Source organism: Chitinophaga ginsengisoli, assembly GCF_003014595.1.
Classification (GTDB): Bacteria; Bacteroidota; Bacteroidia; order Chitinophagales; family Chitinophagaceae; genus Chitinophaga; species Chitinophaga ginsengisoli.
In genome coordinates this window covers 109,958-125,121 of sequence record NZ_PYGK01000017.1, presented here as the reverse complement: position 1 = coordinate 125,121, position 15,164 = coordinate 109,958, and the positions used below count along the sequence as shown (strand labels likewise).

The following is a 15,164-nucleotide window of genomic DNA, read 5'->3' as shown; positions in this document are numbered from 1 at the left end:
ATGACCTGAATGACACAAATTATAATTATCACCTAACCTATACTAAAAATGAAACTAGCAGTTACTTTAATGATATGCCTATGCTGTATGAAAACCATAGCGCAGCAATTTCATGTATCTATATCAGATACCGAGCCGGGTCTTTTCAAAATTGCGTTACCTGGCGGAGGCTATGTTGACATTAGGAAAGAAGACAAAAATGTTTCAGGGATGAACTGGAATAAGTACAGGATGACAGTTACACTGATACAGTATGACAAGGATATGAAAGTGATAAAAGAAAACAAGCTTTCAGGAGGTGATAATGTATATAGCAGTTTCTATTCTTCTTTAGAAAAGATTGGTGATAAAATTTGGTTCATTTATGTCGAACCTGCGAGCAAAAATAATATCGGCAATATTATGGCAGTCGAGGTAAATCCACTGACTTTAGAAATCAGCCAGCCAAAAACGCTTGCTGCCAGTAGCAGTATGGAACTTTCTCTTCCATTAATGAATGGTATGGAGTTTAAAAAGATCATCTTCAAATATTCGCCTGACCGTAAGCGGGTGCTGCTTTTAGTTGGAGCCGGCAAAGAGCAGTTTTATCTTTCCTGTCTGGATGAGCAATTAAATGTCATTTGGGGTAAGAATGAAACGATTGCGGGGATTACGGATAAAGAGATCCTATCAGAAATAATAGATAATGGAGGGACTATTTACGTGAGCTATAAGAACGACGAAAAAGGGGATGCCAAAGAGATGGCCAACATTATGGTTTTTAAACAAACAGGCACTCCTTTACACAAAACTTTACGTATCCCGAATGCCAGACCGGCTGAAGTGGTGTTATTGTCATCGCAACAAGGAGACTCGATACATATCGCAGGCACTTATTGTGATAAGACAGATAATCTGGCTGGCGTATTTAAGGGCACCATGGCTACCGGTAATTTTAAGTTAACTGCCGTACAAAAAAGTCCTTTCCCTGAGACATTTGTTGAGCATCTCGCCAATGACGACTGGGGCAATACCAAAGAAAGAAAATATGGTATATCTCCTGAATGTTCTTCCCAACTGGTTGAAACGGGAGAAGGTATTAGTATGGTAACTGAGTTCAGCAAGGTGGATGTAACATCATCACCATCAAATAAACCGTTTTACATCTCCGGAGACATTTTGAATATTTATTTTGACAATAAGCAAACTTCGTTTACCAGGATACCCAAATACCGGGTTAGTACCGGCTCTAGAATGGGGGCCAGCTATTATGCTTTTTCTGCTCAGGGAAAGACAATCATTTTTTACAATGATAATGAGGAGAATCTCACCCGTGATATCACCCTTAAACCGCTTGGTTCAAGTGTTTATAAAAACGTAGTACTTGTTGCCGCAGTAATTGAGCCAGATGGCACGCTAAAAAGGCAGAAAGTTATTGATATGAAGGATGAGGACTTTTTGGCCCTTACTGAATGGATGAAAGTCATTTCCCCATCTGTCGTGAAGGTACCACTACAAAAAGTTAAATTCCTCGGAGCACCAGGTAATCAAAGTAAAATGGCAACAATTACTATTGATTAACAACCCTTTTTCTGCAATCTATTTCGATACTTTTGCATTGAACAAATGAATATAAGAATGAACGCCAAATCATACGTTTTTATTCTGGCATTGTTGGCCATGCTAATGCCTGGCACAATAACTTACGCTCAGCGCAGCAATGATCAGACGGCAGCCGTTATTCCCTGTGATTCAACACTGCCTGCCAACTTGCTGAACAGCGAAAGGATCGAGAAGAAGTTTGGCGCTTACGGTATTGAGGTGCTTTATAATAGTACCAGTTTAAGGGTATCTAACCTATACGATGGCAAGAAGATAACACGGACACTGGCTGTCGTTAATTATCCGGAGACTATTGACAGTTCCTTTTCAAAAGAACATCAGCAAGTCGTAAACGGAGGGTCTATAGGAAGTACCTTCAAAGCCGGAGGATGGAAAATTGTTAAAAAGACTATCTACCTGGGAGAGTTATCTCCTTCTGCTGATTATAAAGCACTATATAAGTTAATGGGGAATATTACTCCTCAAAAATTGTCAATATGGATGTATGTTTTTTACATTCAGAAAAACGGCAGCGAATATCCATACGTGACTATATCGGAAATTTACCATCCGGATTATCTGTCATTGGCAGACCTCAGGTGTATCAACAAAGATGCTGATGCATATTTGGAGCAAACAAAAGCTGTCGCCCGTAAATTGAAAACAGTTAAGCGATTAATGACATTAAAATTTATTGAACAAGCAGATAACAAATAATGATGCTGACGAGGCGCCCACCCATGGCGATAATTGCATGGTGATCGGCTGTGAGATGCTCTTTAAGCTGCTCATTGTTTATCGCCCGGGTCCGGGGGGCGCGTCGCTAGCAGATTTTCATTGCCCCAATCAGCAATTTCCTTAAACACGGAAGTAAGACTTCTGCTTTTATCGGTAAGTGAATACTCAACGCGGGGAGGAATTTCCTCGTACTGTTCACGTATGACCAACCCGTCTCTTTCCATTTCCTTTAATTGTTCAGTAAGCACTTTTCTTGAAATGGTCGGAATACGAACGGCGATTTCCCCAAACCGCCTGGTACCTGAAAGTAGATTATACAAAATTACAGGTTTCCATTTCCCGCCAATTACCTCCATTGTTGCCGTTATCGGGCAATCATTAAAGTCGTTGCAAATGTGTTCCTTAGTTACCATATCGTTACCACTATTTAGCCTGTTACCAGAAGGTAACTGGTTACGTTCTGAAACTATATTAGTTCCTTTGGGTAACAAAAGTATTTTTTAAAAGTCTAAATTCAAAAAAGATGATTTTAGTAACCGGAGCAACGGGATATTTCGGAAAATTGACCATTGATTTTTTGCTGAGTAAAGGAATTAAGGCTAGTCAGATAGCGGCATTGGTGCGCAATGCGGAAAAGGCAACGGATTTAAGCAAGAAGGGTTTAAAAATCTGCATAGGGGATTATAACGACTACCCATCTTTGATAAAAGCCTTCAGCGGTATAGATAAGTTACTATTTGTTTCCGGAACTGACCTGGCCAATCGCACTTCCCAACATGAACAGGTTCTAAAAGCGGCAATGGCCGCTGGTATCAGGCACGTCATTTACACCAGCGGTGAGGCGAAGACAGAAGGCCCCGATTCTCCGCTTTGGACCTTCACGGAAGCGCACGTTAAAACCGAAAAGTGGCTGAAAGAAAGCGGATTGACCTATACCATTCTGAAAAACAGTTTGTACCTGGAGTATATACCTTACTTTATCGGCAATGTGCTGGAAACCGGAATGATTTATCTACCCGCAGGCAATGGGAAAATAAGCGCAGCTTTACGCTCGGAAATGGCAGAGGCAACCGCAGTCATTCTTGCTACGGAAGGACATGAAAACAAGTCCTACCATTTTGTGAACTCGGAAGCCTACGGATATGAAGATGTTGCAAGATATATTACAGAGATCACAGGAAAAACCATTAACTATATTTCTCCGACAGAAGAAGAATTTAGGGCAACATTACAGCAACAAGGCATAGCCATTCCAGAAGAGTACATTGCAATCATTTTGGCGCAGGCACGGGGCGATGGAGAGATTGTAAGTGATGATATGGAAAAACTTATTGGCAGAAAACTGACCCCTATGAAAGCATTTCTACAGGGAGTATATCAGCGTGGCTAAACTTGTCGGTCTTATATGCCTTTAACTTCAAATTTGCGACCTTTAAAAGCCAGCTAACTAAAACTTGAGGTGCAGATATGTTTTATAAAAGCTGTCTGGAACATAACGTTTTAAGAAGGCTGTTTAATTAATGCTCAAATATCAAACGAAATAAAATGATACGCGTACCAGTCAGTGATAAGACTTTGCGAACACTGATATGGACACCGGATGCCGGCAGGGCAACCGCTATGATAGGCAATACCTTCGATTGTTATCAGCAGACCTGGCATTTGCCTTGTGACGACAACAGGTTAACTTATAAGCAAATAATCGAGTATGCTGCTGTTGTTCACGGCAGCCGCTTACCTTATTCAGTCATGAGCAAATTTATTCTAAAAGTAGGAGCGCTATTCAGCAACCAGTTGAAGGAAGTCCAGGAATTGTTGCCGCGATATGGATATGACAATATCTTTGATTCGGCTAAATTCAAAGACAGGTTCCCTGAATTTCAGGTTACCACTTACCAGGAAGGGGTTACAGCGCTTATACGCGGTTTTTAGCTACAGCTAATGAGCGTTTGATTTGCAGCTAAAACAAAGAAGCCTTCAGATGATGTCTGAAGGCTTCTTATTGTGTGAATAGGACGCGCAAATAAAATCAATCTACTCCGAAAGTTATCCCCGTCATTTTTTCACTCAATTCCCACAGGCGTTTTGCATTGTTTTCATCCAGCGAGTAAGATTTTACACCTGCTGATATTTCCTGCTCTGAGGCCAACCCGGCAATATCTGCATCTTCGCAATACACACCGCCTATATCATTTAATAAGGAGCTGGTAGCACACCAGATAGTTGTTGCCGCACCTTGCGGAATTGTTTTCAGAGAAGCCGCGAACTCAGGTAAAAGGTTACCTTTTTCATCAGCCAGGCCAAGCTGATGGAATATTTCCACTGATGCTTCCCTTGCCAGTTCCGTTCCCATAATATTACCTGGGTGCACTGCGTATACCCTTACATTATGCGCTTCGGCACGGTTATCCAATTCAATGGAGAACAGATTCAGGGCTGTTTTTGATTGCCCATAACCTGATAACGTTTCATATTCACGGTTTTCAAAATTAGGGTCTTCAAAGTTAAATGGTGCAAATTGGTGTCCCTGGGAAGACACATTGACGACTCTTGCTCCGTTTGCTTTTTTAAGTGCATTCCATAATCTGGTAGTGAGTTGAAATGGTGCCAGATAGTTCGTGACTAATTGAGATTCTATCCCACGGCTATCCCTGCGTAAGGGTACAAACATGATTCCTGCATTATTGATAAGCAGGTGTAATGGCCTGCCCGAAGCGAGAAATTTTTCTGCAAAGCTATCTATGGAAGTGTGGCTCATTAAGTCCATTTCTTCTAATGATATGTTTGGGACGCCGGCCAGATTCTTCGCTGCTTTTTCAAGACTTCTTGCAGGCACAATTACTGTGGCTCCTGCTGCTGCAAGTGTTTTGGTAGTTTCCAAACCAATGCCTGTATAACCGCCTGTTACGATAGCAATTTTTCCTGTAAGGTCAATACCTTTGATTACATCTGTTGATGTAGAAGCTGCATTAAACCCTGAACCTATTGGTTTCTGTAGCGTCTTATTATAATAATGCTGTTCCATTATCTTAAAATTTATTGTTTGAGTTGGCTTACGTATTTACAACCCATAAATACCGCCCGAAACGGAAATTTTCTCTCCTGTAATCCACGCGGCATCATCAGAAGCAAGAAATACCGCTACTTTCGCAATATCTTCCGGCTGACCGGTACGACCCAGCGGCGTATTGGCAACTAATTTTACTTCAGCCTCGCTACCGATAAAGCCTGCGCTATGTGACCCTTCTGTTTCCACAATACCCGGTAGAATAGAATTGATACGGACATTTTTTGCGCCCAGTTCTTTTGACAAAGAAATAGTGATGGCATCTAATGCCGCTTTGGTTGCAGAATACACTGCGCCTGTTGGAAGTGGTGTTTTAGCTGCTTCTGAACTGATGTTAATGATGTTCCCGCCTTTATCACCGAACAGTTTTAAAGATGCCTGGATGGCGAGTAAAGATCCCCAGACATTGATGGTAAATTGTTGCTGAAATGAATCTGCCGATACTTCTTCAATCGGGCTATATTGATAAATGCCAGCATTGTTTACCAATATATCCAGTGAACCGAAAGCATTTTTTGTTTCTTCAAAAAGCCGGGTAACATCAGCTGCTTTAGACACATCACCCTGCACCGAAATGGCTTTGCCCCCCGAGTCGGTGATGGCCTTTACAACTTTGTCTGCACCTTCTTTGTTGGAGGCATAATTCACGACAACCTTAGCACCTTCTGCCGCAAAATATTTAGCAATAGATGCTCCTATCCCTTTTGACGCACCTGTTACAATTGCTACCTTGTTTTCTAGTTTATTCATTCCTGTCGTTTTTTGTTGATTGAGGTACAAACTTATGACGTCGTGATATATTTCAGTAACTTTGTTACGAAAAGTAACAGTAACCTGGAGGTAACAAAGTAACTTATGGAGTGCAAAATCATTGAAAGACCAGATCACAAAAAAGAAATGATGGGCGTCCACGATGCAATGGACGTGTTGAGCGGGAAATGGAAAATACCGATTATCTCATCCATCTGCTATTACAACGAGAGAAGATTCTCCGACATTTTAAATGATGTACCCGGTATCTCAAACAAAATGTTGAGCAAGGAATTAAAAGAATTGGAAATAAATGAATTAATTAAACGAACTGTTTTAGACACGCAGCCTATAACTGTTCAGTATGTGCTTACGGAACACGGTAAGACGCTACAGACCATCATTAAAAACCTGACAGACTGGGGCATAGAACACCGGAGAAAAATTATTGGAAAATAGTTAAATGGAAAGCGGCAACTGATCATTTACATTTTCTGGGGCTGAGCTGTCTTCGCTTCAGGCATATACTTCACATACATAATAACCGCCATCAGTATAATAAATGTGGCTGTTGCGTACAACATGCCCGGGTTGTAAAAATAAATAGCAGCTGCGCCCAATGGAATGAGCATATTATTGGCCGATTGCAGGCTTTGGTTCACACCTTGCAATTTGCCCTGCTTGCTCTCGTCAATTGATTGTGATAGCCTTCCATTGTACGTTGTCTCAAATAACCCCTCGCCAGCAATGATAAATATTATTGCAAGTGCAATAATAACTGCCGAGTGTATATAGGTGCTTGCAAAAATTAACCCTAAACCAGTTCCGAAAATAATTAAGCCAGTTATTCCGATACTTCTTTCGCTAAAGCGTTTCATTAACCAGGGTAATAGCAATGCACGTGTAATGATATCGCAGATCCCAACAATGGTTAACATACCGCCAATAATGGCTGGGCCCCATTTATAGATATCTTTCAGGAAAACAGTGAGATTAGACTGGAAAATACCCAGACCTATATAAAAAAGCACGCCCAGTACAAGCAGCAGTTTAATTGCTTTCAGGCTGAATATGTCTTTAAAATGTGAGAAAGTATTGAAACTGGCAGGCGTTAAATATTTAGCCCTCTTTTCAGGCGTCAGCGTTTCAGGCAAGAGAAAATATACAGCCAGACCGGAAATGAAAATTAAACCGGCGGTAATAAAGAAAGGCAATGAAAGCGCAATGCTTCCCAGCAATCCGCCCAATGCAGGACCGCCTATTTTTCCGATTCCCATTACTGAGCTGATATAACCAAACCATTTGGTCCGTTCCTTCGGTTCCGTACTGTCTGATATAATTGCAAATAAGGTACTGATATTGCCAGCGGTAAGGCCGTCAATAATCCGACCAAGGAAAAGTATCCATAATGCTCCTCCTATGCCAAATATGACATAGCCGATTACAGAACCCGATAAACTAATGATAAGAATAACTTTTCGCCCGTAACGATCGCTTAATACCCCTAAAACAGGTGCGGCAAAGAACGTACACGCTGCAAATACAGACATCAACCCACTCATGCCTACAACAACCTGCTGAGGGGCCAGATATTTACCTACTAAAAAGGGGAGGAGGGGGAGTACTATAGACATCCCAATAGAGTTCAGCGCCAGGATCCCTACAATGATCCATAATATATTTTTTTTCAAAATGAGTTATTATTTAAACTTTAATAAATCAGGGGATAGATCTATGCCTATCCCCATTTAACTTAATGATAGAATTTCCGGAAAGAAAAGTCAGGATGACGCATTTCTATTTCGTTGTTTCTTGATTCCGACTGCGCGGCTGTAGCATAGACAAACATCTGTTGTTCATAATCATTGATAGCAGCATGTATAGTCTCAAACTTTCCATTCGTCAGATTGTCGGATAAAATCAACGCATCCACCAGACCGATATTCGCGCCCTGACCAGCAAAGGGAGGCATGAGATGGGCGGCATCTCCGATCAGTGTTATAGGCAAAGGGCGCTTGTCCCGCCATGGGATATCCAGGGGCAATTTTCTTGTAGGCAGTCCAACGAAGAAAGAAGTGGAGCGGAACAATTGTTTGTAGCATTCATCCCATTGAGAAAATCTTTCGGAAAGGAATGTAACAATGTTGTCGGTATGCTGAAAGTTTAATCCATTGCCATCACCCCATTCTTCAGGCGTGCTAAAAATGACGCTGTAGCTTAATAAGCCGTTGTTCCTGGGGTTTGCAACTAATAAATTGCCGTTATATGCGGTCATGAGTATATTACCATTACACAGCTGGAGGACGTCCGCGCATTTTGTTTCCGCTTGAGATACATCACCCTGTATGATAAAAGTTCCCGTGTATTCGATAGCTGTATCGGTAATATATTTTCTGACGCCAGACATCCCGCCATTGGCTCCTATAACGAAATCCGCCGTTGCATCTGGTTTGTCTTCAAAATGCAGGCGCCACTGTCCGTTATATTCCTCAAGCCCGGTAAATTTTCTGTTCCAGATAACGGTATCACTCGTTAAGCTGTTAAGCAACATTTTCCTTAAGTCGTTTCTGTTTATCTCCGGATTGTCGGTGGCGGGTTCTCTGAAGAATAATGCCTTGCCTCGTTCGTCAGCCATGGTTCTTCCCATAGGGATCGCCAGGGCAAAATAATCATCCAGCAGTCCCGCTTTTTTCATTGCTTCCTGTCCGGAATCTTTATGCAGGTCAAGCGTACCCCCCCAGATCCTTGCCTGCGGATCTTTATCTCTTTCGTAAATAGTTACGGTTATTCCTTTTTGCTGTAATAATCTGCCCATTGTCAGACCCACTGGTCCTGCACCTATGATGGCTACTTTTTTATTCTTTAGTAACATGTTTTGTATCGATTATGGATAAATGACGATACAAAGCTATTGGCTATTTTAGAGGTAAAATAGCTACATTTGGCGTAAAAATAGTCGTAAAAGACTTTTATGAAATGGGATAAACTGCAAACTGAACCAAGCATCCTGAAAAAGCTTGCTCATTTATTAGGGACAGAATTAAAGAACGGAAGATTAGAAATCCCTGAAGAATTTGGTAAAGGATATTGTGCCGGATTCGTTTTTAATGAACATATCCGAATGCTTATCCTCAATTATGAATTAAAAGAGGAGATAGTCATTGAAAATCCCAGCGTCAATACTTTAGGGAGAATGATCCTTTTTAAGTTTCAGAATGTTATTCCCAAAACAGAAGCACAATCAACAGAACAGCGAATAAAGGCAATGCCTTCAGTTTTAATAGGGACCAGTACTATCAATACTGATGTCGTTATTCCAATCCACACAAATCCCTGGTCCATTAATATAGAAGTAGATGCGAATTATTTGAGCGGGCTATTTGACCTGTCCGGGAAATCGCAGGTTTTGCGAGGCCTGTTAGAGAATACGCAGCCTTTACTATTCGAACAGATGATCTATCCTTCTTTACAGCGGATCGTCGATGAAATTATGACTGAATCAGTGGATGAAACTTTTGAACTGTTTTTTCTGAGGATAAAAGCGGAGGAGCTGGTTTGCAGGCTATTAATGGAATTGGAAAAGCGGGACGAGAAATATCTTTATGCTCTAAATAGCAAAGATATACAAGCCATTTACAAAGTGAGAGCACAAATGCTGGAACAGCTGGATACTCCACCGGTTATTAATGAATTGGCGGTTGACGCCAATATGAGTCCAACTAAATTGAAACGCTTGTTCAAGCAGATTTTTGGCAACAGTATTTTTAGTTATTATCAGGAATTCAGAATGAAAGAAGCGGCCCGGTTGTTGAAAGAGGAAAAGCTTTCTGTTTCAGATGTAGGGTATCAACTAGGCTTTACTAACCTGAGTCATTTTTCAAGGGTTTTTGAAGAGCATATTGGCATGAAGCCCAAGAAGTATGCGATGATGTAATTTGATCTTCTTTTAAAGGGCCATGTCAACTTTGATACCACAGACTGGAAAAAAATAGCTTCTTCCAATTGCGCAACAGGTTGTTGCGTAATTTCATAAAAAAGGGGGCCGTATCAACGATACAGCCCCTTTCGCATTATTTATATCCTTCATTCTGTTGCTCCCGCAGCAGCGGATTTGCTGCTACTTCATCTGCCGGTATAGGCCAGAGGAATTGATATTCAGTATATGCATAAGCTTTTACCCCCCCGGTTGCAGGGAATGTTGGAGGAGTAACGTTATTATAATCTGAACCATCCAGTTTCATTTGTCCTACTTTCATTTTGGCAGGAATACCTTTGGTTCCATAGGTAGCATCCAGCGCAAGGCGGTGAATGTCTGGCCAGCGGCGACCCTCACCTGCAAATTCTATACGGCGTTCCTGCAGGATGGCCAATATCAGATCGGCGGGTGCTGTGGTAAATTGTTTGTCTGCTGGAACAGAGCGGTTGCGCACATCATTCAGCAGCAGTAATGCCTGAGCGGTATTGCCTTTTTTTGCATATGCTTCAGCAACGTTCAGTAATACTTCTGCATATCTTATGATAGGTGCATAGTCAGTTTTGTTTACATAGTCTCTGTATTTGTAGTTGAATGCATATTTTTCTCCAACTACCTGGTTAATCTGCAGCAATTTCCTACGCAGATCACCTTCTACCCAGAAGGCAGCATTGTACAGAATGGGGCTGGTAGCAACAAGGCCGCGTGCGCCTTTATCGGCTGGGCCGAACATAGAAGGCAAGGCGCCATTGGTGCCTCCGTTCGCATTAGGACCATTGGCAATTGAAAATACAGATTCTGTATTATTCTTAAAGCTGGTGAAAGGTGTCTCCGGACTTGCAGTCAATACATAACCACCAATCGGACTGGTAAAATGTGTCGCAGGCTGTTTGTCCGTACCCAGTTTAGCTCCTTCCGCAATAACCCCATCCCAATCACCCATATGTTGTTTGATACGTGTCTTGATAGCAATCGCAGCTCCTTTGGTTGCTCTTGACAGTCCTTTGGGCTGTGCGGCCGGCAGGTTTGTTTCTGCATAATCGAGATCGGCCAGCAATTTAGTATATGCCTCAGCTACGGTGCCTCTTCCGATAGTTAATCCTTCTGTAACATCAGCCTGACTGGTGATCGCTTTCTCACGATAGGGAATACCGGGTTTGCTACCGTTATTATCCGCATAAGGAAAACTACAATGGATCAGCAGCTCATGATGTGCTAATGCACGCAGGAAACGGGCTTCCCCTTCGTAAGCAGCAGCAGCTTCCGCAGTAATAATGCCATTTGCCGCAGCGGTCCGCACACCGCGGATCATTACGTTTGCCTGATTGATCAATGCATACAACCCTGTCCACATGTTAACGTTATTGGCAGAGCTGGTAGTATACGTTGCTTCGTAAGTAATCGCATAGAACTGTGCCACGTTCAGCATGTCTTCACCCCTCATTTCATCCTGTTCGATAGCAGCAGCGCCAAAAGGATATCCGCGCGCGCTGGCTTTATCACCATTGTAACTACCCACAGCGGCAGCTTCATATACCCCCTGCATCGCCAGTTCAATACTGGAAGGACTCTGGAAGGCAGAATTTTCAGATGGTGAGTTGATGGGTTCCAGCTCTGTATATTTACTGCAGGATGATGTTACCAACATAGCTGCAGCGAGTAATGCTATTATAGCTGATCTGTTAAATGTATATCTGATTCTTTTCATTGCAATTTTTTTTACAATCCCAGGTTAATGCCGAAAGTATAGGTGCGTGGTACAGGATTGGTATTATAATCAAGTCCTGGTTGCCTGTTTGTGGTCGCAAATGTAGTAGCACCGGTAGCCTGTGCAAAGGCGTTCAGCTCAGGATCGAGACCACTATAGCCGGTGATCACAAAAGCATTCTGTACCTGTGCATATATTCTAAGGCTGCTTAATCTCAGACGCTGTAATAATGTTGTAGGCAGTGTATATCCCAGTCCGATATTTTGCGCACGAAGGAATGAGCCATTTTCCAGGAAACGGCTATTGGTACTACCATTCTGATTAAGAGAGTTACCTGCGCCGCTACCATAGAACAGACGTGGTACATCAGTAACCTGTCCTTCTGTTGTCCAGCGATTCAACAGTTCTTTACCGGCATTCTGGAACTTCATATTGGTCAGACTTTCCTGACGGGTGATGTTGTATACTTTGTTACCACCAGAGAAGGTCATATTGATGCTCAGATCAAAATTCTTATAGGCGAAAGTATTATTAAAGCCACCATACCAGGTAGGATTTGCTTCACCAAGAATACGTTTGTCCGCGAAAGATAATGCAGCAGCAGGCGTGGATAGATCTTTCGGCTTCGCCGGATCATAAGTGTAGAATTTCATGTTACCACTTGCATCCAGGTTTCCCTGTACAATAGTACCATCTGCTTTCTCCCACATCGGATTCCCATTCGCAGCGTTTACACCTTTGGAAAGATAACCAAAGAAGGCACCGATAGAATGACCCACACGGGTCATGTTGTAGGTGTCAATAATATCCGCGTTATTATTCGCCAGTTTAGTCACTTTATTCTTAACAAGCGTGAGGTTCAGGTTTGCATTCCAGCGGAAATCACTTTTATTGATGATCAATCCGCTCAGGCTGAACTCCCAGCCTTTGTTATTCATTTCCCCTACGTTCACATTGATGCTGTTTTTAGGCACACCCAGGGACGGTGGAGTAGGGGCAGCAAGGATCAGGTTGTTTACATTATTCTGGAAATAATCAGCAGAGAACTGAACCCTGCTATCCAGCAAGGCGAGATCCAGACCGACATTGATTTTGTTGCTGGTCTCGAATGACAGGTTCGGATTACCGATCTGTCCATACTGAATAGCATTCAGATCACCATAGGTAACTGCGTTAAATATACCGGCATAAGGGTAGTTACCGATTTCTACGTTACCTACTTTTGCATAACCACCACGTAACTTCAGATCATTAATGAAACTGAGATTGGCGTTCTGGAAGAATGATTCACGGGAAATACGCCAGCCGAGGGATGCCCCAGGTAATGTTGCACCCTGATTACCCCATGGCAGGGAGGAGATCTTATCCCGGCGGATGGTGGCCGTTAACAGGTAACGATCATTATAAGCATAGTTTGCACGTGCAAAGTAAGATTCAAATGCACGTTCTGTTACGCTACCGCCGATATTCTTGTTACCCCATGCATCAGAGATAATGTTCTCTCCACCGAAGAATACATCAGACAGGTTTGTCGCGCTGGCGAAGAAATAACGGCTTCTTGTTTTCTGATATTCCAGACCACCTACAAATCCGATATTGTGTACGCCCAGCGTTCTGTTGAAGCTGATCGTATTTTGCCAGTTATATCTGAACTGCGGCATTGAATATTGCGCAGTGCTTCCAACGTCGCTCTTACCATCACCATGTACCGGATCATAGTACCTGTAATATTCAACGTTGATATTATTAATACCGATCTGGCTGCGGAGATCCAAGCCTTTCAGGATAGATACATTTACAAACGCATTACCAGTCGTATTCATGCTCTGGTTCCTGAATACGTTATGGTCCAGTACATATTTCAGGTTCGTATAGTTATCATCTATTTCGCGGGTGTTTGCGCCTTTACCCAGACGTTGCTTGTCAGCGCTGAGGTTATATGTTCCATCTGCGTACTGGGCTGGTACGTTAGGGAAAAGACGGATTGCGCCACCGACATTCCCGGAGAGTGCATTTGTACCTGCCTGCAGCCCGTTATCTGTCGTGTGCGTAACACCGATGTTAACACCGAATGTAACCCTTTCCAGTACTTTTTGCTCCAGTTTTGCACGTACGCTGTATCGTGTCTGATCATTGCCTACTGAGATACCATCCATGTTGGCATAACCCAGAGAGAAGTAGTAATTCGTCTGATCAGTTGCGCCACTGAATGATAATGAGTGATTCTGTTGGAAAGCAGTCCGCAATATTATATCCTGCCAGTCTGTGTTATAGGGCTTGCCATCAGGATCAGGTGTAGGCTTGGCAGCTTCCGCCAGACCCGCTTTTTTCAGTTTTTCATTTGTGATATTGATAAACTGATCTGCATCTAAAAGATCAAACTTTTTAGAGGGAGTAGCTGCTGCCAGCCATGCATTATAAGCAATGCTGGTCTTACCTTGTTTGCCTTTTTTCGTGGTGATAAGTACAACACCATTGGAGGCACGGGAACCGTAAATGGCTGTAGCAGAACCATCCTTTAGGACTTCTACGCTCTCGATATCAGCAGGGTTGATGTCTCCCAGCGGATTGTAAGATACGGATGCAGAACCACCCTGGTCGCCAGAGATGTAGGGCACGCCATCCACCACATACAGCGGATCAGAGCTGTTGGTGATAGAGTTCACACCTCTGATACGGATACGTGCAGGCTGGCCTAATGAACCGGTAGAAACACCTACCTGCACACCTGTGATCTGTCCTGCCAGTTGCTTGTCAAAGCTGGAAGAAGCAAGGTTCTTCAGCAGTTCTCCTTTTACAGTACCCACAGAACCCGTTACATTTCTACGTTCCTGTGTACCATATCCTACTACTACCACTTCACTGAGTGCCTTTTCATCACCGGAGAGTGCGATTTTCAGTTCGCTGTTGCCTGCTACATGTACCTCTTTTAATAAGAATCCTGTGGAGGAAACCTGTAATACTGCCGCATCGGATGCCACTTTAATGGTGAACCGCCCCGCGGCATCTGTTACTGTCCCTGTTGAAGTGCTTTTGATACGGACGGTAGCGCCGGGTAATGGCGATCCATCTCTGGCATCGGTGACATTTCCCGAAATTGTCCGGGACTGCGCCATTGCATGCGCCATGCTCATGGCTATAAACAGCCACAAGAGTAGACTTTTTTTCATACGCTGATCTTGATTTAAATTTTGGTTGTTACGTTGATAGAATCTTTTGAAATTTTTGCAATAGAAATCCTGCCCGTCGTCGCATACGGTTTGTCACCCCTGTGTATCTATGGAGATTAAAATGGGTTGTTGTATACTCTTATGGCATCACAATACAGTTCAATACAGTAATAAGTT

Annotated in this window: 13 protein-coding genes; 6 read left to right on the top strand and 7 right to left on the bottom strand. The window is 42.8% G+C overall.

Annotation, left to right across the window (positions count from 1 at the left end; all coding sequences use genetic code 11):
* Positions 1-87 precede the first annotated feature (87 nt).
* Together CLV42_RS28480 and CLV42_RS28475 are read left to right on the top strand one after the other, a co-directional pair.
* Positions 88-1,560 carry a hypothetical protein gene (locus CLV42_RS28480; protein WP_106605340.1) on the top strand — a complete coding sequence of 491 codons (1,473 nt, stop codon included), beginning with the start codon at positions 88-90 and terminating at the stop codon, positions 1,558-1,560.
* A 57-nt stretch (positions 1,561-1,617) separates the two neighbouring features.
* Positions 1,618-2,298, top strand: a complete 681-nt coding sequence (locus tag CLV42_RS28475; RefSeq protein ID WP_106605339.1) for a hypothetical protein — start codon at positions 1,618-1,620, stop codon at positions 2,296-2,298.
* 71 nt (positions 2,299-2,369) lie between these two features.
* Here CLV42_RS28475 and CLV42_RS28470 read toward each other — a convergent pair whose 3' ends face one another.
* Positions 2,370-2,732, bottom strand: a complete 363-nt coding sequence (locus CLV42_RS28470; RefSeq protein WP_106605399.1) for a winged helix-turn-helix transcriptional regulator — start codon at positions 2,730-2,732, stop codon at positions 2,370-2,372.
* Positions 2,733-2,842: 110 nt separating this feature from the next.
* Between CLV42_RS28470 and CLV42_RS28465 the strand changes: the two genes are divergently transcribed.
* Together CLV42_RS28465 and CLV42_RS28460 are read left to right on the top strand one after the other, a co-directional pair.
* On the top strand, positions 2,843-3,709 hold the full coding sequence (locus tag CLV42_RS28465; RefSeq protein WP_106605338.1) for an SDR family oxidoreductase: 867 nt from the start codon (positions 2,843-2,845) through the stop codon (positions 3,707-3,709).
* 155 nt (positions 3,710-3,864) lie between these two features.
* The gene (locus tag CLV42_RS28460; protein WP_106605337.1) at positions 3,865-4,251 is read left to right on the top strand and encodes a Rossmann-fold NAD(P)-binding domain-containing protein; all 387 of its coding nucleotides are present in this window, start codon (positions 3,865-3,867) and stop codon (positions 4,249-4,251) included.
* Positions 4,252-4,348: 97 nt separating this feature from the next.
* Here the strand turns inward: CLV42_RS28460 and CLV42_RS28455 are convergent, their stop codons facing one another.
* Together CLV42_RS28455 and CLV42_RS28450 are read right to left on the bottom strand one after the other, a co-directional pair.
* On the bottom strand, positions 4,349-5,344 hold the full coding sequence (locus CLV42_RS28455; RefSeq protein WP_106605336.1) for an SDR family NAD(P)-dependent oxidoreductase: 996 nt from the start codon (positions 5,342-5,344) through the stop codon (positions 4,349-4,351).
* 36 nt (positions 5,345-5,380) lie between these two features.
* Positions 5,381-6,136, bottom strand: coding sequence for an SDR family NAD(P)-dependent oxidoreductase (locus CLV42_RS28450; protein WP_106605335.1), 756 nt, complete (start codon positions 6,134-6,136; stop codon positions 5,381-5,383).
* Positions 6,137-6,241: 105 nt separating this feature from the next.
* Between CLV42_RS28450 and CLV42_RS28445 the strand changes: the two genes are divergently transcribed.
* A complete protein-coding gene (locus CLV42_RS28445; protein WP_106605334.1) occupies positions 6,242-6,595 on the top strand; it encodes a winged helix-turn-helix transcriptional regulator in 354 nt (117 codons plus the stop codon).
* Positions 6,596-6,621: 26 nt separating this feature from the next.
* On the opposite strand, the gene CLV42_RS28440 is transcribed toward CLV42_RS28445, so the two are convergent.
* Together CLV42_RS28440 and CLV42_RS28435 are read right to left on the bottom strand one after the other, a co-directional pair.
* Positions 6,622-7,827: an MFS transporter gene (locus tag CLV42_RS28440; protein ID WP_106605333.1), complete on the bottom strand. Its 1,206-nt coding sequence runs from the start codon at positions 7,825-7,827 to the stop codon at positions 6,622-6,624.
* A gap of 62 nt (positions 7,828-7,889) precedes the next feature.
* Positions 7,890-9,008, bottom strand: a complete 1,119-nt coding sequence (locus CLV42_RS28435) for an FAD-dependent oxidoreductase (RefSeq protein WP_106605332.1) — start codon at positions 9,006-9,008, stop codon at positions 7,890-7,892.
* 99 nt (positions 9,009-9,107) lie between these two features.
* Here CLV42_RS28435 and CLV42_RS28430 point away from each other — a divergent pair, with 99 nt between their 5' ends.
* Positions 9,108-10,070: a helix-turn-helix domain-containing protein gene (locus CLV42_RS28430; RefSeq protein WP_106605331.1), complete on the top strand. Its 963-nt coding sequence runs from the start codon at positions 9,108-9,110 to the stop codon at positions 10,068-10,070.
* A gap of 136 nt (positions 10,071-10,206) precedes the next feature.
* Here the strand turns inward: CLV42_RS28430 and CLV42_RS28425 are convergent, their stop codons facing one another.
* Positions 10,207-11,817, bottom strand: coding sequence for a RagB/SusD family nutrient uptake outer membrane protein (locus tag CLV42_RS28425; protein ID WP_211303548.1), 1,611 nt, complete (start codon positions 11,815-11,817; stop codon positions 10,207-10,209).
* A gap of 11 nt (positions 11,818-11,828) precedes the next feature.
* Positions 11,829-14,987 carry a SusC/RagA family TonB-linked outer membrane protein gene (locus CLV42_RS28420; RefSeq protein ID WP_106605330.1) on the bottom strand — a complete coding sequence of 1,053 codons (3,159 nt, stop codon included), beginning with the start codon at positions 14,985-14,987 and terminating at the stop codon, positions 11,829-11,831.
* Positions 14,988-15,164 lie beyond the last annotated feature (177 nt).

Bases quoted from the DNA above. Each gene is read 5' to 3' on its own strand.
- CLV42_RS28480 (WP_106605340.1), top strand. From the start codon at position 88: ATGAAAACCATAGCGCAGCAATTTCATGTATCTATATCAGATACCGAG.
- CLV42_RS28475 (WP_106605339.1), top strand. From the start codon at position 1,618: ATGAACGCCAAATCATACGTTTTTATTCTGGCATTGTTGGCCATGCTA.
- CLV42_RS28470 (WP_106605399.1), bottom strand. From the start codon at position 2,732: ATGGTAACTAAGGAACACATTTGCAACGACTTTAATGATTGCCCGATA.
- CLV42_RS28465 (WP_106605338.1), top strand. From the start codon at position 2,843: ATGATTTTAGTAACCGGAGCAACGGGATATTTCGGAAAATTGACCATT.
- CLV42_RS28460 (WP_106605337.1), top strand. From the start codon at position 3,865: ATGATACGCGTACCAGTCAGTGATAAGACTTTGCGAACACTGATATGG.
- CLV42_RS28455 (WP_106605336.1), bottom strand. From the start codon at position 5,344: ATGGAACAGCATTATTATAATAAGACGCTACAGAAACCAATAGGTTCA.
- CLV42_RS28450 (WP_106605335.1), bottom strand. From the start codon at position 6,136: ATGAATAAACTAGAAAACAAGGTAGCAATTGTAACAGGTGCGTCAAAA.
- CLV42_RS28445 (WP_106605334.1), top strand. From the start codon at position 6,242: ATGGAGTGCAAAATCATTGAAAGACCAGATCACAAAAAAGAAATGATG.
- CLV42_RS28435 (WP_106605332.1), bottom strand. From the start codon at position 9,008: ATGTTACTAAAGAATAAAAAAGTAGCCATCATAGGTGCAGGACCAGTG.
- CLV42_RS28430 (WP_106605331.1), top strand. From the start codon at position 9,108: ATGAAATGGGATAAACTGCAAACTGAACCAAGCATCCTGAAAAAGCTT.
- CLV42_RS28425 (WP_211303548.1), bottom strand. From the start codon at position 11,817: ATGAAAAGAATCAGATATACATTTAACAGATCAGCTATAATAGCATTA.
- CLV42_RS28420 (WP_106605330.1), bottom strand. From the start codon at position 14,987: ATGAAAAAAAGTCTACTCTTGTGGCTGTTTATAGCCATGAGCATGGCG.